General features: G+C 42.7%; 36 protein-coding genes. 7 read left to right on the top strand and 29 right to left on the bottom strand.

What is annotated here, in order from left to right:
- Nucleotides 1-21 precede the first annotated feature (21 nt).
- The 4 genes from KNO61_RS10905 (at nt 22) to KNO61_RS10890 (ending at nt 3,552) form a co-directional block, all read left to right on the top strand.
- Nucleotides 22-756, top strand: a complete 735-nt coding sequence (locus tag KNO61_RS10905) for a Bax inhibitor-1/YccA family membrane protein (RefSeq protein ID WP_214688045.1) — start codon at nt 22-24, stop codon at nt 754-756.
- A gap of 119 nt (nt 757-875) precedes the next feature.
- Nucleotides 876-1,715: a flagellin N-terminal helical domain-containing protein gene (locus tag KNO61_RS10900; protein WP_214688047.1), complete on the top strand. Its 840-nt coding sequence runs from the start codon at nt 876-878 to the stop codon at nt 1,713-1,715.
- 132 nt (nt 1,716-1,847) lie between these two features.
- Nucleotides 1,848-2,690: a flagellin N-terminal helical domain-containing protein gene (locus KNO61_RS10895; RefSeq protein ID WP_214688048.1), complete on the top strand. Its 843-nt coding sequence runs from the start codon at nt 1,848-1,850 to the stop codon at nt 2,688-2,690.
- A 16-nt stretch (nt 2,691-2,706) separates the two neighbouring features.
- The gene (locus KNO61_RS10890) at nt 2,707-3,552 is read left to right on the top strand and encodes a flagellin (RefSeq protein ID WP_214873295.1); all 846 of its coding nucleotides are present in this window, start codon (nt 2,707-2,709) and stop codon (nt 3,550-3,552) included.
- Nucleotides 3,553-3,790: 238 nt separating this feature from the next.
- Here KNO61_RS10890 and KNO61_RS10885 read toward each other — a convergent pair whose 3' ends face one another.
- The 13 genes from KNO61_RS10885 to KNO61_RS10825 all read right to left on the bottom strand — a co-directional run bounded on the left by KNO61_RS10885 (nt 3,791) and on the right by KNO61_RS10825 (nt 11,414).
- Nucleotides 3,791-4,129, bottom strand: a complete 339-nt coding sequence (locus KNO61_RS10885; RefSeq protein ID WP_214688050.1) for a hypothetical protein — start codon at nt 4,127-4,129, stop codon at nt 3,791-3,793.
- Between the two features lie 43 nt (nt 4,130-4,172).
- The gene (locus KNO61_RS10880; RefSeq protein WP_214688051.1) at nt 4,173-4,727 is read right to left on the bottom strand and encodes a DUF6036 family nucleotidyltransferase; all 555 of its coding nucleotides are present in this window, start codon (nt 4,725-4,727) and stop codon (nt 4,173-4,175) included.
- 116 nt (nt 4,728-4,843) lie between these two features.
- Nucleotides 4,844-5,923 (bottom strand): tyrosine-type recombinase/integrase, encoded by a 1,080-nt coding sequence (locus KNO61_RS10875; protein WP_214688052.1) that lies wholly within the window; start codon nt 5,921-5,923, stop codon nt 4,844-4,846.
- Nucleotides 5,924-6,008: 85 nt separating this feature from the next.
- Nucleotides 6,009-6,704, bottom strand: a complete 696-nt coding sequence (locus KNO61_RS10870; RefSeq protein WP_214873293.1) for a hypothetical protein — start codon at nt 6,702-6,704, stop codon at nt 6,009-6,011.
- A complete protein-coding gene (locus KNO61_RS10865; protein WP_214688056.1) occupies nt 6,688-6,915 on the bottom strand; it encodes a hypothetical protein in 228 nt (75 codons plus the stop codon). Before KNO61_RS10865 ends, KNO61_RS10870 begins: the two co-directional genes overlap by 17 nt.
- Nucleotides 6,908-7,171: a hypothetical protein gene (locus KNO61_RS10860; RefSeq protein ID WP_214688058.1), complete on the bottom strand. Its 264-nt coding sequence runs from the start codon at nt 7,169-7,171 to the stop codon at nt 6,908-6,910. Before KNO61_RS10860 ends, KNO61_RS10865 begins: the two co-directional genes overlap by 8 nt.
- Nucleotides 7,172-7,843: 672 nt before the next feature.
- The gene (locus KNO61_RS10855) at nt 7,844-8,239 is read right to left on the bottom strand and encodes a type II toxin-antitoxin system death-on-curing family toxin (RefSeq protein WP_214688060.1); all 396 of its coding nucleotides are present in this window, start codon (nt 8,237-8,239) and stop codon (nt 7,844-7,846) included.
- Between the two features lie 107 nt (nt 8,240-8,346).
- Nucleotides 8,347-8,781, bottom strand: a complete 435-nt coding sequence (locus tag KNO61_RS10850) for a type II toxin-antitoxin system Phd/YefM family antitoxin (protein WP_214688062.1) — start codon at nt 8,779-8,781, stop codon at nt 8,347-8,349.
- A gap of 162 nt (nt 8,782-8,943) precedes the next feature.
- The gene (locus KNO61_RS10845) at nt 8,944-9,348 is read right to left on the bottom strand and encodes a hypothetical protein (protein ID WP_214688064.1); all 405 of its coding nucleotides are present in this window, start codon (nt 9,346-9,348) and stop codon (nt 8,944-8,946) included.
- 103 nt (nt 9,349-9,451) lie between these two features.
- Nucleotides 9,452-9,985, bottom strand: coding sequence for a hypothetical protein (locus KNO61_RS10840; RefSeq protein WP_214688066.1), 534 nt, complete (start codon nt 9,983-9,985; stop codon nt 9,452-9,454).
- A gap of 89 nt (nt 9,986-10,074) precedes the next feature.
- Entirely contained in the window at nt 10,075-10,422 is a 348-nt protein-coding gene (locus tag KNO61_RS10835) for a hypothetical protein (RefSeq protein ID WP_214873289.1), read from the bottom strand.
- Nucleotides 10,423-10,531: 109 nt separating this feature from the next.
- Nucleotides 10,532-10,762: a hypothetical protein gene (locus KNO61_RS10830; protein WP_214688070.1), complete on the bottom strand. Its 231-nt coding sequence runs from the start codon at nt 10,760-10,762 to the stop codon at nt 10,532-10,534.
- A complete protein-coding gene (locus tag KNO61_RS10825) occupies nt 10,722-11,414 on the bottom strand; it encodes a hypothetical protein (protein WP_251030828.1) in 693 nt (230 codons plus the stop codon). Before KNO61_RS10825 ends, KNO61_RS10830 begins: the two co-directional genes overlap by 41 nt.
- Before the next feature lie 214 nt (nt 11,415-11,628).
- On the opposite strand from KNO61_RS10825, the gene KNO61_RS10820 reads away from it, so the two are divergent.
- Together KNO61_RS10820 and KNO61_RS10815 are read left to right on the top strand one after the other, a co-directional pair.
- Nucleotides 11,629-13,614: a carboxypeptidase regulatory-like domain-containing protein gene (locus tag KNO61_RS10820; RefSeq protein ID WP_214873287.1), complete on the top strand. Its 1,986-nt coding sequence runs from the start codon at nt 11,629-11,631 to the stop codon at nt 13,612-13,614.
- 308 nt (nt 13,615-13,922) lie between these two features.
- Complete coding sequence (locus tag KNO61_RS10815; RefSeq protein ID WP_214873285.1) at nt 13,923-14,783, top strand: TauD/TfdA family dioxygenase; 861 nt, start codon at nt 13,923-13,925, stop codon at nt 14,781-14,783.
- A 62-nt stretch (nt 14,784-14,845) separates the two neighbouring features.
- Here KNO61_RS10815 and KNO61_RS10810 read toward each other — a convergent pair whose 3' ends face one another.
- From KNO61_RS10810 to KNO61_RS10750, 13 genes are all read right to left on the bottom strand, one after another.
- Nucleotides 14,846-15,451 (bottom strand): hypothetical protein, encoded by a 606-nt coding sequence (locus tag KNO61_RS10810; RefSeq protein ID WP_214873283.1) that lies wholly within the window; start codon nt 15,449-15,451, stop codon nt 14,846-14,848.
- A gap of 34 nt (nt 15,452-15,485) precedes the next feature.
- On the bottom strand, nt 15,486-16,082 hold the full coding sequence (locus tag KNO61_RS10805) for a hypothetical protein (protein WP_214688077.1): 597 nt from the start codon (nt 16,080-16,082) through the stop codon (nt 15,486-15,488).
- 109 nt (nt 16,083-16,191) lie between these two features.
- Nucleotides 16,192-16,572, bottom strand: coding sequence for a hypothetical protein (locus KNO61_RS10800; RefSeq protein ID WP_214688079.1), 381 nt, complete (start codon nt 16,570-16,572; stop codon nt 16,192-16,194).
- A 21-nt stretch (nt 16,573-16,593) separates the two neighbouring features.
- A complete protein-coding gene (locus tag KNO61_RS10795) occupies nt 16,594-16,776 on the bottom strand; it encodes a hypothetical protein (protein ID WP_214873281.1) in 183 nt (60 codons plus the stop codon).
- A gap of 2 nt (nt 16,777-16,778) precedes the next feature.
- Nucleotides 16,779-17,015, bottom strand: coding sequence for a hypothetical protein (locus tag KNO61_RS10790; protein ID WP_214688083.1), 237 nt, complete (start codon nt 17,013-17,015; stop codon nt 16,779-16,781).
- Nucleotides 17,012-17,647: a hypothetical protein gene (locus tag KNO61_RS10785; RefSeq protein WP_214688085.1), complete on the bottom strand. Its 636-nt coding sequence runs from the start codon at nt 17,645-17,647 to the stop codon at nt 17,012-17,014. Before KNO61_RS10785 ends, KNO61_RS10790 begins: the two co-directional genes overlap by 4 nt.
- Before the next feature lie 367 nt (nt 17,648-18,014).
- Nucleotides 18,015-18,854: a TIGR02452 family protein gene (locus tag KNO61_RS10780; RefSeq protein ID WP_371816601.1), complete on the bottom strand. Its 840-nt coding sequence runs from the start codon at nt 18,852-18,854 to the stop codon at nt 18,015-18,017.
- Nucleotides 18,855-18,859: 5 nt separating this feature from the next.
- The gene (locus tag KNO61_RS10775) at nt 18,860-19,270 is read right to left on the bottom strand and encodes a hypothetical protein (RefSeq protein ID WP_251030827.1); all 411 of its coding nucleotides are present in this window, start codon (nt 19,268-19,270) and stop codon (nt 18,860-18,862) included.
- Between the two features lie 15 nt (nt 19,271-19,285).
- Nucleotides 19,286-19,570 carry a hypothetical protein gene (locus KNO61_RS10770; protein ID WP_214873276.1) on the bottom strand — a complete coding sequence of 95 codons (285 nt, stop codon included), beginning with the start codon at nt 19,568-19,570 and terminating at the stop codon, nt 19,286-19,288.
- A 15-nt stretch (nt 19,571-19,585) separates the two neighbouring features.
- Complete coding sequence (locus KNO61_RS10765) at nt 19,586-19,741, bottom strand: hypothetical protein (RefSeq protein ID WP_214873274.1); 156 nt, start codon at nt 19,739-19,741, stop codon at nt 19,586-19,588.
- Nucleotides 19,742-19,810: 69 nt separating this feature from the next.
- Nucleotides 19,811-20,182, bottom strand: a complete 372-nt coding sequence (locus tag KNO61_RS10760; protein ID WP_214688092.1) for a hypothetical protein — start codon at nt 20,180-20,182, stop codon at nt 19,811-19,813.
- 133 nt (nt 20,183-20,315) lie between these two features.
- The gene (locus KNO61_RS10755) at nt 20,316-20,570 is read right to left on the bottom strand and encodes a hypothetical protein (RefSeq protein WP_214688093.1); all 255 of its coding nucleotides are present in this window, start codon (nt 20,568-20,570) and stop codon (nt 20,316-20,318) included.
- A gap of 6 nt (nt 20,571-20,576) precedes the next feature.
- The gene (locus KNO61_RS10750) at nt 20,577-20,798 is read right to left on the bottom strand and encodes a hypothetical protein (protein ID WP_214688094.1); all 222 of its coding nucleotides are present in this window, start codon (nt 20,796-20,798) and stop codon (nt 20,577-20,579) included.
- A 64-nt stretch (nt 20,799-20,862) separates the two neighbouring features.
- Here KNO61_RS10750 and KNO61_RS10745 point away from each other — a divergent pair, with 64 nt between their 5' ends.
- Nucleotides 20,863-21,165 (top strand): hypothetical protein, encoded by a 303-nt coding sequence (locus KNO61_RS10745; RefSeq protein ID WP_214873272.1) that lies wholly within the window; start codon nt 20,863-20,865, stop codon nt 21,163-21,165.
- A 6-nt stretch (nt 21,166-21,171) separates the two neighbouring features.
- Here KNO61_RS10745 and KNO61_RS10740 read toward each other — a convergent pair whose 3' ends face one another.
- From KNO61_RS10740 to KNO61_RS10730, 3 genes are all read right to left on the bottom strand, one after another.
- On the bottom strand, nt 21,172-21,549 hold the full coding sequence (locus tag KNO61_RS10740; RefSeq protein ID WP_214688097.1) for a hypothetical protein: 378 nt from the start codon (nt 21,547-21,549) through the stop codon (nt 21,172-21,174).
- Nucleotides 21,550-21,733: 184 nt separating this feature from the next.
- Nucleotides 21,734-22,459 carry an AbiU2 domain-containing protein gene (locus KNO61_RS10735; RefSeq protein ID WP_214873270.1) on the bottom strand — a complete coding sequence of 242 codons (726 nt, stop codon included), beginning with the start codon at nt 22,457-22,459 and terminating at the stop codon, nt 21,734-21,736.
- A 27-nt stretch (nt 22,460-22,486) separates the two neighbouring features.
- The coding region (locus KNO61_RS10730) for a tyrosine-type recombinase/integrase (protein ID WP_214873267.1) at nt 22,487-22,746 on the bottom strand (260 nt) is incomplete at its 5' end.

Raw genomic sequence — 22,746 nt, 5'->3', positions numbered from 1 at the left:
AAAGAAGAGGTGGTCATTTAGATGAAAAACCCAATACTAAAACAAGATTTAACCGCAGAGTCCAGTAACCGTGTCGTATCGAGGAAGGGTGTCTATTCCAAGACATTCGTCATGCTTTCCCTTGTGATTATGTCGTCTCTAGTGAGTGTTCTTTTATTCGCAGGGGATTTGGAGGCGAACCGAGGGGCGATGATGACGACGTTCTGGGTGGCAATTGCGATTGCACTCATCAGCTCACTGGTCATCATATTCAAGCCGCTCCATGCAAGAGCATATGGCGCATTGTATGCCATTTCAGAGGGTGTATTGCTTGGTATTTTGTCTATCCTCACGTTGAAACTGTCCGGTGGGCACGTTGTGTTGATAGCTATCGTAGCGACCTTCGCCATCGCCATTGCAACGTTCACTTTCTTTGCTTCGGGTGTGGTGAAAATGAAGCGTGGGGGTAAATTTTACAATGTGATTGCCATTATGATGACGGGAAGCTTTCTATTTTACTTAATCCTTCTAGTAGGTACGTTGTTCGGTATGAATACGAGTTTCCTATACGATGGTTCGCCTTTGGCTATCGGGCTTAGCGTGTTGATGCTCATTTTTGCAAGCCTAAGCTTTTTCAATGATTATATGTTAATCGAGGATTATATCGAAAAAGGGGCAGGGGAGGAGTACGAATGGTTCCTAGCAGTCGGACTTGTAATGACGATTGTATGGGTCTACATTGAGGCTTTGAGACTGGTACGAAACTTAATGCCGTAAAGAACAAGGAGCGCCAAATTGGTGCTCTTTTTTTAGGGGTAGACCTCCATAATTTTGACTATAGTCTAAAAAATAAATGATAATATGCATATAAACGAACGAAAAGGGGCTTGATATTTATGATTATCAACAACAACATTTCAGGACTTAATGCATACAATCAAATGAATCGGAACAATACACTCATGCAAAAATCGATGGAGCGCCTTTCTTCAGGTCTTCGTATCAATAGTGCGGCAGATGACGCCGCAGGTCTCGCTATCTCTGAGAAGATGCGTGCTCAAATCCGTGGTCTGAACCAAGCTCAATCCAATGTTCAGGATGGTATCTCTCTTATCCAGACGGCTGAAGGTGGTTTCAAAACGGGACAGGAAGTGCTTAAGCGTATCAATGAATTGGCGGTCAAGGCTTCATCTGAAACGATGGGGGATGATGAATTAGAAACGATTGGAATTGAAATCAACGAACTATTGGAAGAGCTTGATACGACAGCTAGTAAGACGAGCTTCAATGGGAAAAAGTTACTCGATGGCACAGCGAATCTCAATATCTCAGTCGGTGCCAACGGGGAAGCGCTGAACGTCAATATCGGCTCGATGAGCACATCTGTCTTGGGTGATTCGACGAATAAGCTTGATTCGTTCAAAACCGGCGGTACGAACCAAGTGGTTGACAGAACAACAGCATTGGCACTAATCGGTGCTTCTGAAGAGGCTCTGAAGACACTCTCGACAGAACGGGCGACATTGGGTGCGAAAGAAAACCGGATGGAGTTTACATTGGAAAATCTAAAATCGACCTCTAAAAATTTAACGGAAGCTGAATCACGTATTCGTGACGTTGATGTTGCAAAGGAGATGATGGAGATGACGAAGCATCAAATTCTATCTCAAGCATCTTCTTCAATGCTTGCCCAGTCCATGCAGTCTCAACAACTAGTCTTACAACTTCTACGCTAATAGAAGTTCCCTTCGACATTCGAGGGGGACTTTTTCTGTTCGCTGTGTAGAACAGGGGTAGAGCTTATATATTTTGACTATTGTCAATATATAATTGTATTTTAAAAGAAAAAGTAAGGGAGTGGTATATCTATGAACATCAATCAGAACATCGCACTTTTGCAAGCGTACAACCAATATTCAACCTATTCGCAACGAGCAAGTCAATCGATGGAGAGACTCGCCACAGGGTCACGGATTAACAGAGCTTCTGACGACGCCTCCGGCTTGATGCAGTCAGAAAACCTTCGTATCGAAATTCGAGGAGCAGAGCAGGCTCGTAAAAACATCGGAGACGCCAAATCGCTCATCGATGTTGCCGATGGTGCCATGGCTTCACAGACCAAGTTGTTGGAGCGGGTGCATGAACTTGCCCTAAAAGCATCGAATGAGATTCTCGGGGATGAAGAAATGAAAGCCATCCAAGAAGAAGTGGACGACCTTCTTGAAGAAGTGGGTGACATTGCGAATGAAACGACCTACAACGGAAAGAAAGTGCTGAATGGTGAAGCAGATTTTGACATTACCGTAGGTGCACATGGGGAAAAAATCAATATTGATATCCGTGACATGGATACGAACTATCTAGGATATACGGCGACCACGCTCAACAAGTTCGAATGGGGTGGTGGGATGGAGCTGACGGTCAATAAGGATAACGCAAGTGTTCTCGCAGGGAACGTCGATAAAGCGATTCGTCAAATCACCGCAGAACGAGCGAATCTCGGTGCGACTCGAAACCGCTTGGATTTCCGCTCGGAAGCTCTCCTTGACCGCTCCACGCATCTTTCAAAATCTGATGCACGCATTCGTGACGTCGATGTGGCGAAAGAAACGTTAGAGATGACAAAAAATCAGATGCTCATGGATGCTTCCATGTCGATGATGTCTCAAGGCATGTTGAACAATCAACAAGTCTTGAGATTACTTCAATGATAGGAGGTGTCTGACTATGGACTATTCTGTCTTGAAGACAATCAATAATAATTATCAAACGCATTTTCAGCTTGCCTCTAAATCCTTGGAAAGAATCTCATCTGGTAAAAATATCAATCGTGCCTCTGACAATCCTTCGGGGTTGGTGCAAAGTGATTTACTAAGCTTGTCCATCCGTGGGAATCATCAAGCTCAACAAAATGTTTCGAGCGCCATCTCGTTGTTAAATTATGCGGACAGTGTGGCTGAGAAAGGCTCCGGCATGTTGGCTCGTTTAGAAGAACTTGCTTTGAAAGCATCAAATGAGACAATCTCACAAGAATCCTTTGAAGCCATTCGTATTGAAGTAGATGAACTGATTGATGAATTCCATCAGGTCACGAACAAGGCGACATACGGTGGAAAGGGAATCTTCGATGCGAGTGGCGGGTTCGTCATCTCGATTGACGATAAGGGTTCACCTTTCCATATCGATTTCGGATATCTAGGGACAGATGGTCTCGGAGGGAACGATAGGAACGGTGTCTATAAGACGATGGATGATTTCAGAAAAGATGGGGCTGTCGGCTTGAATACATCAGGGGATGCCCAAGATTTTTTGTTGGTGTTGCAAAATGTATCCAAGATGGTATTGCGAGAACGTTCATCCATCGGTGCAGTGACGAATCGCCTAGTGTTCAAACAAGAACATCTGAAAGATGCCGGACTAAACTTAGAGAAAAGACTCTCTAAGATTATGGATGTGGATGTAGCCAAGGAGACATTAGAAATGACGAAACACCAGATGCTCATGGATGCTTCCATGTCGATGATGTCACACGGCATGTTAAACAATCAGCAGGTCTTAGCACTTCTCAAATAACTAGAATATTCAGCTCTTTGAGGACATAGAATGTCTTAAGTTTTAACTATATCTGGTGTACGATTTGTCGGTCGTACCTTGTGTAGTGTCCATGTTCTCTTGCGGAGAGAGGCTTGTCACCTTTCTCTCGGCGAACATTCTATTCTCCTGTATTCCTTGTGAATACAGGTTTTTTTCTTTTCTACGGGATTTGAATATGTATATAAAAAGCTCGAACCGACGAACGGTTCAAGCTCCTTTATACGAAAGCCAAAGGTTTTCGTTTCTTTCGCTTTTCTTCAACATATCGTGTAACCTCTGCACTACGATTGTACTTTCGGTGAAGGTCACGAACGGTGACAGACAACATTTTTGAAACGTCTTTGCGACGTTCTTCGTCGAGTCCAGGTAAACGGTTGAAAAGGTGTTCAGCCGCTCTTGCACGTGACCAGAAATCGTAAGGGTCTACAACTTGTTTCGCAACGGTAAGCGCAAGTTCCGCTGTTTTCTTGCGGTATTCAGTTCCACCATCAGATAGATAATTGAACAGCCCAGTTAATTCCCTTACATACTCATCATGCAACACTGGTTTTACCATTCCAATCGCCTCCTTTCCCTACGTAATAGTATCTGTTCTCTTATTATATACCCCGTTCTTCAAAAAAGTGAAGCAATTCGTGTACATTATATGCCGTATCCTCAGGATTTAGCATATATGGCTTGTACTCTTCAACCATATCTAATAGCGTTTCCTTGTCACACTGATTCAAGATATTCGTATTTTTCAAGTCTAGGAAATCCTTTTCCCGCTTGCTAAAGAGTTTCGTGCAAGCAAGTATTTCGATAGATGGGACGTATACCTTAAGAGCATCCAAATCAAGGTCAAGCTCGAAGATGGTCTCACCAGGGATATAATCCTCTCTAGGAGGCAGTTCGCTGACACCTCCAACGATATCAAAACCTCCATCTCTTAACTGAGAGATGGCTTCATTCACATCTGTCGCTCTAATAATATTCACATCAATATCCTGCGTCGGTCTGAACTGAACATTCTGCATCTCCATATAGAGAAGGATGCCTGAACCTCCCAAAATAACCAACTCACTGACGACCCCGTTCCTTTTGCAATGAAAGTCTAATTCCGTCAACTTATCCAAAATCTCATCGGAATTATGAAAATAATCGTTTGAATACACAAAAACACTCCTTTAAATAAAGTAATATTCGTTGGAATCCCTATGATATAGATTATCTTATCCTATTCCTCAAAGCAGAAGAACATAAGGGGTAGGCAACAAAAAAGAGGGGGAGATTAGACTCCACCTCCATATTTGAAGTCACGCATTGACCTCGCCACACGTTCAGCATCCGGGTCGGCATAAAACTTCCTTGTTGTCTCTGCAGACGAATGTCCAAGCACTTGAGCGGTCAAATACATGTCCTGGAACTGGTTGTAGTGGTTCGTTCCAAACGTGCGACGGAATACGTGGGGAGTGATTTTGATATCAATCCCGCTACGAATCTGATATTTCTCTAACAATTGACGAACCGTCTTGTCATGAATACGCTTCTTTTGCAAGGAGAGGAACAAGGCATCCTGATGACGTTTGTCAGGTAACGCCATCAACCCCCTACGAAATTGGATATACTGACCCAACTCTTCAGCGACATGGTCGGGGAGGGGGATAACCTCTTCATCACCGCCTTTTCTGACAACGACCAGGTAGTTCATTTCACTGCCCAAATGAACATCCTGTATGTCTAGCTGTACGCACTCACTGATGCGTATCCCTGTGAACGCAAGAACGAGAACGATGATACTGTCACGATATTTAACCTTTTCATGGAACGCCTTCTCCATTGATGTCGTCGCATTGATATCTTCTTTGATGACAGAGAAGAATCGTTCGATTTGCTCAGGGGAGAGACGGTTCTTAATCTTGGCTTTTTTATTGACCTTGATGTCTAAATGCTTCGAAGGGTCAATAGGGATGAGCTTTCTCCGCTCCAAATCCGAAAGAAATCTGTGAAGGGTAGCCAATTTTCTTGAACGTCCGGCATCGCTATTATGATAGCGTTTGGTTAATGTCTTGCCCGTAGAGGACTGATACTGCTTGTCATAGGACTTCAAATATTGCAAAAAATCTAGCACATCTCTCTCCGTCACAGTTCCCAATTGCTCAAGGGTGATGGAAGCGGGGGAGGTAGAACGAAAACGGTCATGTTGATGAAGAAATTCCATGAATAACTGCAAATCCTTGCTATATTCAAAAAGTGTTTGAACTTCTTTGACGTTTTCCAACCGGTAAATATAATCGGCTACAAATTCGGGTAGCCCCATCAGGCGTTTCCGAATCTTCTCTTCTAAAGAATGTGCCATGAAGTCTTTCAATATCTTTCACCACTCATTTTCAATTCATTTTTCCTATTTATGTCAAAAATGACGTTTTTCGGAATAGTTATATCAATATAAATAATCAGGAGTTCCTTAACATGGTCTGTAAGGTCGATTCACCTTGACCATTCATTCCGCCACGTGCATAAGAGGGGTGCTCGGGATAGTCTTTCATGAGTTTATTGAAGATTTTACGCCCCTGTACCGGTGTCGTTTCAGTGCCAATGTAGAAGGCAAAAGGTGCAACTTTGCCGAAGGTTCGATACTCGGTGTTGTTGGCTGACTCATACTTCTTGTGAATCGATACGAACAATTCACGCATCTCATCCATGGATGCTTCTGGGTTGTTTTTCTTTAACTCTGCCGCTTGCAACAAGTAAGCATTCTCAACAAGCGTGACGCCCGGGTCAATCACATGTTTGTCATTCCATACCAACCAACAATGATGAACCGGTAAACCATAAGTGATGACCCATCCTGTATAGATTTTGAAGTTCTTCAAACCCGCTTTTTTGAGCGCTTCAGAATACTGTTCGATGTTTGAATAACAGAATCCGACCTTGAATTCGAGACTGTCGTATATTCGGGCTAACTTCGTATTCGCTCCTAATGTATCCGTATCCGCATAGCTAAAATAACGCAACGAGGGCTTGTTTAACACCGGAAAGAGGTCACTCGGAATCTTATACTCTGTATCATCCCATGTCATCAATGCATGGTTTTTGCGTAGCTTCACGAAAGGCATATTCTCCTTTAAAAAGTCAGCAGTTTTTTTCATTCTTTTTCTCCTCTGCGTCTAGGTCGTCTAAGACGTGTTGACAGATTGCATCAAATTCTTCATCTTCAAAGACTCTCTTATCATAAACGACTTCTTGTCTATATTTGCCGAGCATCCGCAAGAAATCTAGGTTCGGGTCATTATCACATAGTCGAATCATCGTCTTGATTTCAGCAACAGCCATGCTCTCAAACGCCAGTTTTTCACTCATCTTTACACTCTCCGTTTTCCCGCAGGTCATCTATCATTGCTTCATTGCCGGTCAATTTCAATAATTCATCTTCGACTCGATTTTTCAACTCTGTCACCAGTGAAAAGTCAATTTGGCTCATCCCTTGTTTTATGTAGCTTGGTATGAATTCGCATTCTTCTACCAATTCTTGAGCATGCTCTAGACTCCCGCATGCAGAATCTAAATGCTCCCATAGATTCATTAAATACCTTTCAGATATGCCCATGTCTCCCATGTCGTTAGCCCCGTTTCATTGTGTTCTTCACCAAACTCCCAATAATAGTATATCACCCCTCTCAGAAACTGGTCAAACTATTCCGAAAAGTAACGTTTTCTAAATAAATATAATTTCATTTTTTTCAGACATCATCTCTACCCTTTTAAGTTTTTTTATGATAAATGACTTTTAATTACTGGAGAAATTTCGATACTGATAAAATTTGTACTAGAGTCATCTGAATCAAAAACAAAAAGACCATTAACGGTCTCTTCGTTCTCGTATATATACATATACAGTTATAAGAAACAGAAACATTATCCAGAAGAAGAGCCATATAATGACCGCTCCGACTATTTGGAGAATCGAAATCCCACTAATCCAAACTGCTACTATCATCATCACAAGATAAAACAATATCCACATAAGATGAGTTTCCCTCTTGATTGTTGGCGGAGTTGAAGGTAGACAACTCAGCCCGATAACCCTTCTATGAATCCGATTGGATGCAACAATAAATACAATGCTAACTAAAATCATTTTTAACACGCTATCCCCTCCTTTTTTTGTCTCAATTATTCTACAGAAAGGAAATACTGATTATTACATGAGGTTGTTTTAAACACGGTTCGTCAACTTGTCTCTATATTCGTTTGTTCACAGAAAAAAGACCCCCTCAGAGGTCTCTTTCTACTTTCCTGCATATACGCTGTTTTTCTCTAACAGTTCCACAACATCCGCAAACGACTTCTTCTTCGTCACAAAGTCTACAACGAGGTCTGCGGCTACATCTGTAGGCAGGACGCACTTCTGGTCGTTGATATATAAGAAATACATCACACAGCCCAGAGCCGTTCGCTTATTGCCATTAAAGAACACGTGGTTCTTTGCAATCGACTCGAACAATGCCGTTGCCTTTGTAAAGATATCAGGATACAGCTCATCTCCGAACATCGTCTGGAACGGTCTTTCGATAGCACTGTTCAAGAGTCCCTGTTCTTTCACTCCCGCCATTTCACCTGGTGAATAGTCTTCAATCATTCGACGATTGATGGCAGTGGCTAGGTTCATAGAAAGTTTCTTCATCGTTCCACTAACTCCTTGAATGCATCTTCGTAAAGCTCTTTAATCATGTTCCATGCTTCATTGTCCAATTCTTCTTGAACTTCAATATTATCTGTGTTCATAAAATCTCACTCCTGCTTTTTATTTTCACGGTCCATCTCGAAAATCTTGAACAAATCGTTTTTATCCTCACCAATCTCATAAGATGCGACCAATTCTTCTGGCGTCAATGTCTGTTCGACTTTTGGGATAGTCATACCATGCGTGAAGTATAATTTGAATTCGTCCGAATTCTTCATCTGGATATAGGTCTTCGTCACGATTTCCTCATTTTCTTCCGTGACGACAATCTTCACTTTCACTCCATTACTCAGGATGAAGGTCTCTCCAGGAGTCTTGTGTCCGCTCAGTAAATCCTCGTAATCATCGTAAGACATCATGACGGCGACCGGTTCATTGTTTTTGACAATGATTTTTGTAGCCTTCTTTTCGATAAGGTTTGAGACCTCTTTTTTAAACTCGCTCAAGCTAATCATGACGTCTCTCAATTTAGGAAATCTCATTATCCCAACTCCTCACTTTGTTCTATATACTTATCATACAAAGAACAAGATAAAAAGTAAAATAAATTTATCACTAAATTTGAGTCTAAATTTATAACTATATTTAAAATCATTTAAGTGGAAGACAATAAGTCGCTACCCGCTCACCGTTTTTGATGATAGCTAGAGCCAAACCTTTTCGATGACAGTCTCATCATAGATAACGACTTCTTTCGCATGGCTCATGGGTGCAGAAATGATGATTCCCGTATATCCATCATGCATATAGCGTAAGCGGATTGATTCCCCGACAACATCATTCACCTTTTCTGTTGGTGTACCACTCTCATACGCCTCACGACAGCGATTCATGTAATCCGGATACCATTCATCCCACATCACCAATCGTTCCGGATTGACCTGAACACTCACAATGGCATTCCCGTAGCATTTGGCTCGCTTCTTTGTCGTTGCCAGATAGATACCTGCTCCGAGATGGTTCCCGTTCTCCCCTTGATATTCAGAAGAAAACCCTATCCTTTCGATGTTCTCCGATTTTTCCTTTGTCGTGCCATGATACAAAATCATCATGTATCCCTCCTGTATCGTATAGAGATTATCCCTTCTTTTGTTTGAGATGCTCTATCCTATGCAACAGGAGACTTAAATAAAAAAGACGACCCGTTGAGGGTCATCCTTCTGCTCCGATATGTTTGTCAGTATGAACGACATCGCTTAATCCCTTCTCATTCACCCACTCAATGACCTGGTCATACCACAGGTTCTCAGCACAAGCCTTTTGACAACAGCTTCCTTCGACACTTTGCTTGTCGTCCAAGCGTGCGTGCAATACGAAGAATGATGAATCCTTCTCCCCTTCTTTGATAGTCCCACACCAATCACATTCGATTCGTTGATATTCTCGAAGTTTTTTCTCCGTATATCTCGGTTTTGGAAGGATGAGTTTCTCATCAACCAATTCCGACATCTCAAATAATTCATGAGTGGACAAAGGTGTCATCTTGTTTTGACGTGTTATCCATTCATCCACGCCCGGAGTGTCATAAAACAATTTACCAAGCTCCATCATCTCGTAGAATTCGGCTCTCGTCCGTATCTGACCGTTGTTGTCCTCGAACATCAGTCCAGTCTTTTCTCCTACCTCGATATACGATGGCATTTGACGCTGATGCCATTTCTCAGGGTCTCGTTTTTTGATAGTCATGATATCCCCTCCCCATACTAGAATATCGAAGTATTCCTAGAAAAGATATAAGCAAGGTCATCAAAAAGAGACCCCATTGAGGTCTCTTTTTATCGAGCGCATTCACGTTGTTCTCTCCATTCTATCTCGATATCGTTCAGATAGTAGAGCGTGCATACAGCCTGTCGCTCAATCTTCTGCAGACATTGACGAATCTCATGAATCTTCATCCACCTGAAGTGTTTACCGTCAAAAACATCTATGTGATAGAGTGCTTTTTCCAAAAGAACAAAGTCATTCATCCTCTCCACAATGCGTTCGATGTCATTCTCGACTTCTCGAAACTGTTCAGCAAGATGAAGGTAGGACTGCTTGCGTTCTCCCAAATTCCATTTAGCTCTCCGCTCCGCCCAACGTGCACCTTTCTCGCATAACTTTTTGACCTCATGAATATGCATATGCATGCTCCCCTTTAATAAAGTGATGTGTCACTGCCAACTCTTTGTTCATGCTCTATTTTATTCAGGCAATCCTCATTCATTCATCAGACAAGATAAAAACCCACAATCAGTCGCTGTGGGTTTTGACGTATTGTTCTACAAATCGCTTGGCGAGCGTCTTGACAACAAAACGCTCCGTAATCGCATACTCATCTTCAGGACAGAGTTGTTGATTTTGTAAGAGCCGTTCTTTCACAATCAATGCGGATTCGAACGATTCCTCTGATTGATATTCTTGATAAGCTTTCACGAGCAACTCATCCGGAAATCGTTCTCTGTCTTCTCCCAGTAGTTTCATCGCTGTCCCCATCTCCTTTGTACCGAAATTCTATCTTACGTCCGACTTTCCTTGTCTCCACCCAATCTTTGTTCCATTCAGCACGTAATGTCGCCATGACCGAAGGGCGAGGGTTCGCATAATGTGTCTCGCAACAATCCAGGATTTGCTCAACGGTCGTCCATCGTCCTCGTCTGCTATATCTCAAGAATGAGCGGATGGTATCGATGGTCACGCTATAGTCCGTCTTCTTCTCGCCAGACTTCACTCCCCCTATCAGTTCATCCTGATAAGGTCGTATACAATTGCGGATGGTCAGGTGTCCGTTGTTCTTGGTCGCCGTCCGACTATATCGAGCGGGCACCATGACAGTGACCTCTTGCCCATCAACATAAAGCAATCCGATTCTATATTGTTTCAAAAGTAACTGTACTGACTTAGGCACTTGCCCTTTACGTTGTGGTACCGCAATGTACACGTATTGAGCAGATTTCAAGGCTATGAGCGCCTGGTCCATTACCTTGAAGTTCAATGATGTTTTCATCTCGACGATGAAATTGACTGTCCCATGCAACCCGAGGACATCATAATTCCCTACCTCGGCATAGACATCAGAACATCCACTACGAAGCAAGAATCGCTTCACAGGTTCATAAAGAGTGCTTTCTTTCAAGATGTTCCACCTCCCTAGAAGGAATGTATAAGTATTATATCATATTTTTTGACTATAGTCAAAATAAAGGAATAAGTAGAACCGCCTCGGTTGAATATTCATAAAATGACAGAACTACTATATCACTAGAACAAATAAACCCCACTCCGTATTGGTGGGGATTTCATTTGTAAATAAACAAGCATATTCATTGTGCACACTAGGAGGAGATAGTTTGAAAGTAAATCAAAGTAAGAGAACTAAGAAAGTCGCCTTGACGGTATTATCAGCGACGATGGTGGTAAGTCCGATGACTTCCCTCGCAAAATCTGAAAGCCTGAGCCCTTCAGAGCAGAAGAGTATGAATGCAAAGGTAAAAGGTGGATTGGAACATGTCGTGGCATTACAAGATGCACCTCTTGGTCTAGTTGCACCAAATGGAATCGTGCAGTTCTCTGTTGACCAGAATGACCATTCTTTCAAGTCAAATCGTCAGCAATTGGAGAAACAAGACTTCGCAGTCCTCTTGACTTCCGAATCTGGAGACAAGACGCTTCATCAAGCATCTTATATGGACGGTGTCGTCTCTATCGAGAAACATCAAGACTTTGACCGATATACGGCGTACTCGGCAACTGTTCTTGTGAAGAGTGATTATCAGAAGGCATTGAAAGGCAATCTTCCGGTCGTCAACTTTGATGAAGGAGTCGTATTCAAAACCGGTTCTGGTGTAGGAGAAGCATCTCAGCTCTCTGCAGAACTAGAAGATGTGCAAGTATCGGTTGAAGAAGATGCGATTCTCAAGGTTGAAGCAACAGATGATTACGGGAACCCTGCTATCGATGCAACAATCATCGTCGAAGGTAAAGGAGAAGGAAATGCCAAAGTTGCCTCGACTTTGACCGAACCCATCATTGAACAGCTTGAGGACGGGAAAGCAGAGGTGAAGATTTCAGAGCACTCTGCGAATGATGTGTCATTGACGTATCAGCTCGTAGACAACGCATTCCAAGACAGTTTCATCGAAACCGGCAGTGCTGAGGTAGAATTCACGCCAGGTAAAACAAATTCCGTTGATGTTGAACTTCCTGATAAAATCGTTGCCGGTGAAGACTACACAATCAAAGGGGAAGCTGAAGACCTCTATGGGAACAGCGTGAAAGATGGCACTTCATTCGATGTGTCAACGGATGTCGGCGTGGTATCGAATGAGAACCCTACAGTAGATGGGGAATTTATGTTTGATTATGAAGCTCCGACCAAGACCGGTACAGGTGGACTTACTATCAAGGGAGACGGATTCGAATATACGATGGGTGATGTGATTGTTGTCAACTCCGCAACACCAGAAAAGGTAGTCGTATCTCTTCCTGATACCGTCAACGCAGGAGAGAGTGTATCTGTTTCAGGCGTTGTTGAAGACGCATATGGAAACCCTGTTCCGAACGCCAAGGTTGAGGTGGATGGTGCCTTGAGCGGAACCTTCACTACCGATAAAAATGGCGCATTCAACGCCACACTCGAAGCGAACAGTTCAGGAGACGTAACTGCGACAATCGAGGGTCAACCGGTGTCCATGACGACTCCGAACGGAGATGCTCTTACAAGTGTAAGTGTCGTGACTTCTACACCAAAACAGTTGACGATGAACAAGCCTAGCACAATGGAACAAGGGAAATATTACACCGTTTCTGGTATTCTCCTCGACCAAGATGGAAAACCTGTGGCGAACCAAACAGTGACCATTTCTGGTGCATTCTCAGGCACGGTCACAACAAATGCGAATGGCAGTTACTCCGGGCAAGTACGGGCGAACTCCACCGGAATGGTATATGCACGAGTCGGAACAACGAACCTTTCAATCCAGACCCCTTCAGGTCAAGCGATTACAACGGTGACCATCAATCCACCGGCTCCGGTAGTGGGTACCGTTCCAAATAAAATCAGTTTGGGCGTTTCGGGATATTCAAGTCATTACATCCGAGGTAAAGTGACCGATTCTAGCGGGCGACCAGTTCCGAATGCGAAAGTGTTCCTACAGAAGTCGAGTTATGGTGACTACTATAGCTACGGGAACCTACAAACAGCCTACACGAATGAAAATGGTGAATATACGTTCACGTTAAGAGGAAGTTATATTCAAGTCTTCGTCATGACAGAGAATAAAGCGAAGAGTCGTATCGTATTCCTTGAAAAAGGTGTGACGGAACCGACTGAATAATGCAAACAAAAAGAGCCCTGCTTATGCATTGGGCTCTTTTTGTTTGCGTAAGGGGGTGACAGACCCCAAACATCATTTTGTTACCTTTGTAAGTTTTCAGGGCTATGAAAAATATACTAGGGAACGAGACATCATGCCAGACATTTAACCTTCCGACACAACACTGATAGTCTAACCGATAGCAACTGCCACAATCAATGGTTTTTAAAAAAAGTCTATGAATATTTTAACATTCAGCCAATAAAATGGGTTATTCAGGATTTTCGCCTGTAAATTTTAATGATATGAGAACAAAGGGGGATGTAATTATGAAACCATTTGTATTAGTGGAAGAACGGAGCGTAAACAGCAAGATTGATGATAGAGATGCTTCAACAGCTGTGAATGTGGATAAACTGACGGAAGAAGTAAAATTGGAGTTGATACGACGATTTAATGAATATGGCTTTGTCATATTTGAAATTGAGGATGAACGACAACCGGATGAACTAATCTTGGATGTGGCAGAGAAACTTCATTTGGGTGGAACATATGTGACTACGTATAATCGTGAAAAATTTGGGACGATGTTCAGGACGAACAGCCTCAACACCATCACAAGCTCGAAACAGAGCAATCATGTCGTATTCGATAACAGTAATGCACAAGGATTGCATTCCGATGCTACATTCGAACCGATTGGAGCGGTTCCCGCTACCATCCTGTATTGTGTACAAGAAGCCGAAGAAGGTGGAGATACGATACTATTTGACTCAGTGAATGCATTTCACTTGCTAAAATCATTCAATCCGCTCTGGGCGGAGGCAATGTTGCATCCGGAGTCTCTCCGTAGACGCTCTATTCTAGGGGATGGCGTCGAAGTTGTCGAACCGGCGTTCAAAGTGCTTGAGAATGGCGAGGTCATCTCTCGTTTCACTTTGGATACCAGTGCAGATTGGGAGTATGGGTTCGAGCGAGTCCCTCATCTACGAGAGGCATTCGGCTTTATGTGTGGGCTCATCCCACGTGGAAGCGGGTTCTCGACGATTTTAAAACTGAAATCGAATCAGGGAATCCTATTCGCCAATGACAAGATTGCTCATGGTCGTACTGCCTTCGTTGACAACGATGCCTCACCTCGAAAGATGGTGCGAGGTCTTTACAATGACCGACCAAGCGTGACTGCATAAGAAAAAGAGAGCGCATGCGCTCTCTTTTATATTGCGGTGGTAAGAATCAGCAAATTACCCCCTCAATTGCTGAAATGATAAAGATTCATTCCGATTCTATCGACTTTTGCGAAGTATTGTGTGATGACAGGCAACTTATCGGATGTTGTATATAAAATACAATCAGAGAAGTCTCGTTTGAGTGCGGCACATTGCTGATGCAATGTTTTCTCTCCATCCCACAGGAAACAGTTCCAAGTCAGACATAAAACCGAAACGCCGACATCACCGTCTGATGTGTTTAATTCACATGGGTAGGTGGCAACCTTGTATTCACATGTGTCTCGATTGAAGAAATCCACTTCAAACAACTCTAATCCAGAATACTTGACCTCAGAATTAATAAAAACCTCACTCTGATGTCCATTAGCGCACCCGATATCGATGACTCGTTTCCCACCAATTTTCTGAACGTGTTCCAGGATGTCTTCATAGATTGATAACCGCTCCATGACATGGAGTAAACTATCTAACTCCATCAGGTATTTATCGTCATCACGTTTCTGTCTACTGAGCTCCAGGACATCTTGCCATCTACGGTCAAGACGTGGGTAGCTTCGTGTTCCCTTTCTGTCATCCTGAAGTGATTCTATGCTGTCCTGAATCCGAATCAATCCTTTTGCACCCATCTTATTCATCCTTCCTAATCGTTTGACTTTATTCTTATTGCTCTAGTTCTCCCAACTCTTTCTTCAGCTTTGCGATTCGTTTCAAACGCTTCAGCTCCGCTTTTTCAGCATCTCGGGCGGCTTTTTCACGTCGTTTCACTTCTTCCTCTGCTTGAAGCGCTTCAAGTTTTGGTTGGAGAGAAACGAGTATTTCATTGAGACCTTCACGTTCAGCCCGCTTTGCTTTGAGCTTCAACTCTGAATGAATATCGTTCAGCTGAGAAAGTTGTTCGCATTGAACATCAAGGATATATCCATATTGTTTCACTGCGAAAATAGCATTTTCTACGTTCTCAAGGTTTGGCAAACGTTGTGCCCAACGCAGTGAGACTGGGAGTTGTTTTTCCCACTTGGAAACGAACTCGTCATACGGGACATGAATTTCTTCAATTTGAATCCCTCGTTTATCTGAACGTTTCGTCGCTTTATATGTGTCTTCGTCCACTTCGATTTCTAGCCATTGGTCAGGCTCCATCCATCGGTCATTGTGACAACGTTGCTCATGAGCAGGGTAAAATTTCGAAATAAAATAATGTTTGACCTCTCGTGTTACACATTGCATTTCTGATGCCGTCTTCAGTAATTTTGCCATAAAATCGGTCTCCTTTTTAAAGTAAATTGTGAATCCACACCTTTGATTGATACATCGTTATCTTATTCGAATGAAGAGGAGAATATGAAAAAGAAGCCAAAAGGCTTCTTTAAGCAGTCAACTCATTAGACGCATAAGGGGTCTTGATGACCGCTTGATAATCGTCTTGGTATAAGATGTCTTCACTCGATACGTTTGATAACGTAATCTTATTGACAGTCCAGTTGCATTGTTTGTTATGGATTGCATCAATCAAACATTCGATGTGCTTGTCAAACTTCCGTATCCCCTGCTCGGTGAAGTAGCATGCCGGATAAAACGCTGAACATGAATCTTTATATGCACTTTGAGGGACGAGCGGCAACTCTTTTTCGAACACGTCCATCAGCTCTTCGTTCTCGTCGTAGCTCAGTTCGATTTCTCCCAAGCCATTCATGAACCCGATGTCTTGAGGGATACCATCGAAAAATAACTCATATCGAATGTACATTTTCCTTCATCTCCATTTCAATTAATGGTCGCCCACCATCAAGGCGTCATACATCGCTGAACTACAAATTTCAACCACTTCCCGATATTCAGGGAGATGCTTCGTGATGAACGCACTTGCATCCTTCACACTATTCCCTTCATATTTGACCGGAAGATACCTCTCAATTCGCTTGATTAAAGCTTTTTGTTTATCTGTCGCCATCATCATTCACTCTCCTTTGTTTTCATTTGACTCGTAGGAAGTTGTGCTATCCATTCATCATAGGATAATGGTCGTGCACCTAACGACTCCGTATGTTCCTTGTACGAGAAGTAATGATACTTAACATCTTCACAAACGCCACACTCATATGGTGTCAATTGCTGAAATCCGATGCCGATATCTACAAATTCTGCATCCATCTTGGCGCCACAAGTCGGGCAAATCTCGATAGGTTTCATGTCGAGACCTCCTGTGTGTAACCCTTCATACGTTCATTTAGAATCCAATGTTTTGGATTCTTAGAGGTCAAGATGTTGTAGGGCACATGAATCGGGCTAAAACCATCCTCACCGGCATCCAGTTCTTCGTAGTCCGGATGACTCGCATCGACCCACTCGACATCAAACCAGGGATAATCCCCCAAGCTAGTACTCCAAGCGACACCGATTATGTCATCGTCTGCCTGCATCTTTTCATAGACGTTCGCCAATTCATTGAGGCTATGATTCTCTTTATCTGAGAATGTACGAAATGCTTGAATCAGTTCGTCAAATCCTTCCTTCATGACAATGACCCGGTCAAATGTACTCCCCAACATCCATCTCTCCGTCTTCGTAAGCCGTTGAGTATTAAATAAATCCCATATCTCTTTCAGTCCCTCAAGTGAGAAACGTGATGGTCGAAAACCCATATAAGATTCAATCTTATCGTCTGGGATTCTCGCAGGAATAGAGTGTGGGCGAAAAATCGGAAGATGGCGTTCTTCAATCTCACGCCAGATAAACGGGTGCATTCCCCATGAATTATCAACTTCCTCATACAACTTCACCGAACCATCCTGATGGATGCCATACACCTCTGTACAACTCATCCGCAACACTCCTCTAACAGATTTGTTTACCTAACTATATTGTGATATTCACACCATTTTTCCGTTTCTGTATCCTATGCTCTGGAGTAACTAAAAACAAAATGTCAAAAAGAAAAACCACAAAGAACGAATCTTCGTGGTTTCATTGTCATGTATTGCAGTCGTCCTGAAGAAAAGGTTTCGTTTTCTCATGAAGAGTAGAAAGACACTTCGGACAGAGTATCAACTGTGATTGACCACAGGCGTTACTGTCATCGAGTCCAATGGTTATACGTAATAAGTCTTCATCGGCGTAACAAGAATAGCACCGTGACCATTTATCTTCATCTTTGTTCACTTTCAGCAAGATTATCGACTCCTTTCACTATCATTGTTTCGTGATTCCAAACAACTGCTCAAACGCAGGTCTGTTCTTAGGATTTCCTGGCTCATAGATGGCAAAGACCACTTTCTTGAACCACCCTTTGTATCGTTCATCCTCTAAAGCCTCTTTGAAGAGTCTTGCTACTTCTGTAGGAGAGTTTCCAAATACACCGCATCCGAATGCTCCCAAGACGATGACATCATCCCCATTCGCACGAGCAACCGCAAGCACCTTGCGAATACGTTCTTTCATCTTGTTCGAGATGACCTTTCGTTCAGAAGGGTTTGAACGCATCACGATTGAAGCGTTGACAGCCGGTGATGTAATCATTGAGACGACGTAAGGATTCTCTTCGAATTCTCCCGTATCTGCACGAAACACCGGAACATCAGGAGAATACACCATATAGTCCGAGTAATATCCCCATTTCTTCTTGTTGTGTTGATACATCTCTTTCATTTGTGCGATGGTCGGATACAAACCGGACGAACGTGCGAGACTCTCTTCTTGGGCACGTGCTCCACTCAAGAACCCTCCGCCTGGATGTTTACCTGATGCGAAATTTAGACAGACAACTTTTTCTCCTTCAGATACAAGACGTTTTGAGGCTTCCAAAGTTGTTTCATTTGTCACTTCGATGCTCGTATGCTGTCGGTTATCAACGACCGGCATTTCCGCATCCATCCGTGTGACCTCCTTCGGCGTATAGAGCTTACTTGAGACGATGGATGTCGTGAGAAGCTCCTTGATATCGTTCTCCTTCCCGCTCGGAGCGGTATACGTCCCCTTTGCTAAGATGGACAATGCTTCTTCTCCCCATTGTGCATACGTATGTCGATTCACCCTATTCACGCCCCTTGTCCTGTTTGATTGGAATCCGTCAAAATCGAAAGGTCGTAACCTGACTCGATGAATCGAATGGTCAACGGACGATTGACACAATTCCCGAGTTTGGCATAGATAATTTCCATATCCGATTTCGTGAAATTAGTTTTCAACAACCGGTTAAAGCCGTTTAGTAGTTTTGGTGCCCAATATTTGTTCAATTCATAAGCGATTGGTCGTGACAACCATTCGAACATCTTACAACGAAAATCAAACTCAGTCTTCACATCATACAGTCCGAAATACACATTGTTACGTGGCTCAATAATGAACTCATTCGAATTGTTGATGAACGATTTTGGGAAAACGTTCATTGCATAGTTGACGATGTTTTTCAGTGCATTTTCCTCTGTGAGCAAGTCTTGTTTATTCATATATTTCACTCCTATTCATTGAATCTCGATTTTCTTTTTAGAGAAAGATAGATACCATTTTGTCGCCCATTTCAATGCTTCAGCAAATGTCTCGCACGAACGTGCATCGATTAAGTCTGTGATATCCGAATTAAAGATGGACGCCGTATAAGTGATTTTCTTTAACATCCCTTTTTCAATGAGCTCGTCATTGTCACTTGATACCTCAGATTGGTCGTGGGGGACGATTTCAAGAATGTAACCTTCACTCTCCATCTGATTAAAGATAAGGCTTTGATGCTCAATGTTCATCTCAGACATGATAGACACTCCTTGTTAAGAGATTTTGATACTGTCGTCGTCTTCGTTTACACATTCGGCGAGGAATTGATAGCCATGTGCATAGGTCAAGATATCATCGACCTCAAAGATGACTACTTTTTCTTTGTTCTCGACCTTGTTTAATTCATCTAATAGTTCTTGTACTGTCATTCATACCACCCCTTTATTATCCTGATTTAATGAGAAGGAGATGTTTTTGAACATCTCCTTTTAAGCCCATCATAATGAATAGCAGTCCATACATTTCCAATCTTCGATTGATTCTTTCGATGTCAGACGTTTGTATTCCTCATAATCCACATCTTGAGCATCCAGAACCCCTTCCGTTTTCTTACCACATGACACACACGTCCCAACAACGATATCTGCATCTGTTTCTAACGGCGTTTCTTTTGCGTCGGTCTCGACCGTTAGATTCTGAAACGCATTGTTGAGGAACAGGTACTCGTCATTCGAAAAGTATGGTGTATTCCCATCTGCAGAACATTCGATGTCGTCTTTCTCAACCGCTTCTAATCCGCCTCCACATAATAGTTCTGCGAATTCCTGGATTAGCTTGAGCTCTGCCGTGTTATTCACGATGATTTTCATAAAGTCACTCCTCATTGTTTATTATTGACTTGATAGAATTATTACAATTCGACACCTAACAACATTAAGAACAAATCGGCACTTGGCAAACCCTCCACTTTTTCAAAGTGACGGACAAGCTACCTCCTGTTTTTTATAAGAGACCCAAATCCTTAAAATCTTTGAGCGTTTCAAGTAGCTCCTCAAGAGATAAGTCCGATAGACGAACCTGTTCGTATGGGATTTTTGTAATGCTGATAATGTAACTGCCGAGAATATACCGCTTATAACCGTGCTTACACTTTTTCTCCAGTCTCTCCTCCACTGCGTGCTCATATGGTGACAACACGACCTCACGAATTTCATCACTTGTACCCACTTTATAAATGACTTCATATGCATCGTTCATATGCCATCAACCTCTCTCTTCCTGCATTAATCGACGGACTGGATTGTCATCCATTCCAATCGTTTCATCTTCACGATTCCACTCTTCTAAAAAGAGCGTGCGTCCCGCTTGCTTATGCTTGAAACCCGTTCCTTCACAATCAGAACATGGATAAGGGTTTCCCATTGCAACACCATCACTGTCGATGCCGCTTCCTTCACACCATTTACACTTCTCTGTCGTAATCATCACTAGACCTCCTATTCATCCTCATCTCATCCACTTCTGTTACACTCATTTCAGGAGGGATAAGATGTTCACATTCATTGGTACCGTCATCGTCAGTATGGAAGAGCATATGTTGTATATGATTTGGCGCCCTGTACTACGAGACCATTTTCAGCCAGGGTATCTCATCGTGACCGAGAGCAAATACCCTGAACATTGCTTGGCATTCGTCGAGAGGGAAGCCGGTGGCTACTGGTTGCTCCTGTACCATGTCGAAGACTCGATGTTTGAGAACGCATTGCCTTCCATCGTCACGGATGCCACTCATCGTGGCGAGATGCTCAACCGTTATGACGGGGAAGAATGGTACGCTAACTGGATACTTTGATACTGATTAATTGACGATAATAAAACTGATGTTTGTAAAGGTGCTTAGTTTTTTCTCTTTCTTCATAAGTGGCAAGTTCTCATTAGGGAATGCAAGTTGATAATCTCGGTATAGATAATGAGCATTCTTCAATCCATCTTCCCATTGAGCCATTGATATGAACTCCCACAACCGGTATCGCTTCTCTTCCAATTCTGGTTCAGAATATTTGACGAGACTCGACATTCTTGCTGTCACCTCAGAATGCAATTGAGACACCCAATATCTTTTCTCGTCGCCCGCATCCAGTGGCTCAACTAAGAAAAAAATGCCGTGCAACCCGAGTGATTCATAATTTTCCTTGATATACGAAAAGGCATCCTCTTTTTCTAAGAAATACTTCATTTCCATTTCTCCTTCCGAATAGGCAAATATGCTCCTGTTATTAAATGACCTTTTATCCTATTCAATCGCTGTTCCGGAAATGCCGGAGAACTGGACTCGATACGCCAATCAATTATTCATAAATAAACTATAACATAATTTATTTTTTGACTAAAGTCAAAATAAAAACTAAAAAAGAGACCTCTTATGGTCTCTTGTTCATACTTCGTATCACTTTGGCGGCATGCTTCAACTCATCGGCTATCAAGACCTCTCTGTTGAAGCTTTCTGGGGTATGGAAACAAAGCAGTTTGAAGAACTCTCGAACGATATCACGACATTCCTCATAAAGCATGAAATGTCTTTCTTGAAACTTTCCAACGTCCTTCATGATTCTTTTTTGATTCAAGGCATATTCATAGTCCGTATGACCTTCTAACTTATTTCGAATCATGAACAATGCATTCATGGAATCTTGATGCTTGTTGAGTCGTGTCCGTGCTTCTTGAATGACCTCTATCCCGAAAGGCTCGTTCGGGAAAACCCTTCCGTTGTGCGTTACCACGTCATAATGCTCTTCTAACTGCTCCAGGAAAGAATAGATGCTGACATTCACAACATCATTCGACTTATCACGAGAAGGTCGCTCCACGAGTCTACAGAGCGAGATGATGTAAAGACTTTGATTCGATTTCCACAGATGGCGATGAAGATGTGGGAAGTGATTATCTCCCCCCATCGTCTTGACGACTTGGAGCATATAGCTTGAATTTGAGGCATTTTCGACGCTCCCAAGTAGGAATAACAGCATCGACCATAACCGACTCAAGTAAATGTCTTGATTCTGTTCCTGTTCACTTCGTTCATCCCTGCCTTCGTCATGGAGGTAGGAAGCCCATTGTCTATCAATATCTTGTTCGATTCTCTTCATTCTTTCACCCTGCTCCCTCTCCAGTTATCAAATAAAGAAGTCATCCATTGCTCTATCAATCTCATCCTGTGCAATCCCGATATATATCTTCGTGACCCTCTCGGACGAGTGGTTGAAAATATCTTGCAACATGGCGATATCCTTGTTCTTCTGATAGAAATGATAACCGAAGCTCTTACGCAACGAGTGAGTCCCGACATTCTCCATACCGAGCGCCTCTCCTGCCTCTTTCATGATTCGATAGGCTTGGACACGGCTGATAGGTTCTTTCGTCTTTTTGGACGGGA

It is taken from the genome of Exiguobacterium sp. s140 (assembly GCF_018617035.1).
In the GTDB taxonomy this organism is placed as follows: domain Bacteria; phylum Bacillota; class Bacilli; order Exiguobacteriales; family Exiguobacteriaceae; genus Exiguobacterium; species Exiguobacterium profundum.
The sequence above is the reverse complement of the archived record's forward strand: the minus strand, read 5'-3'. Positions and strand labels throughout refer to the sequence as shown.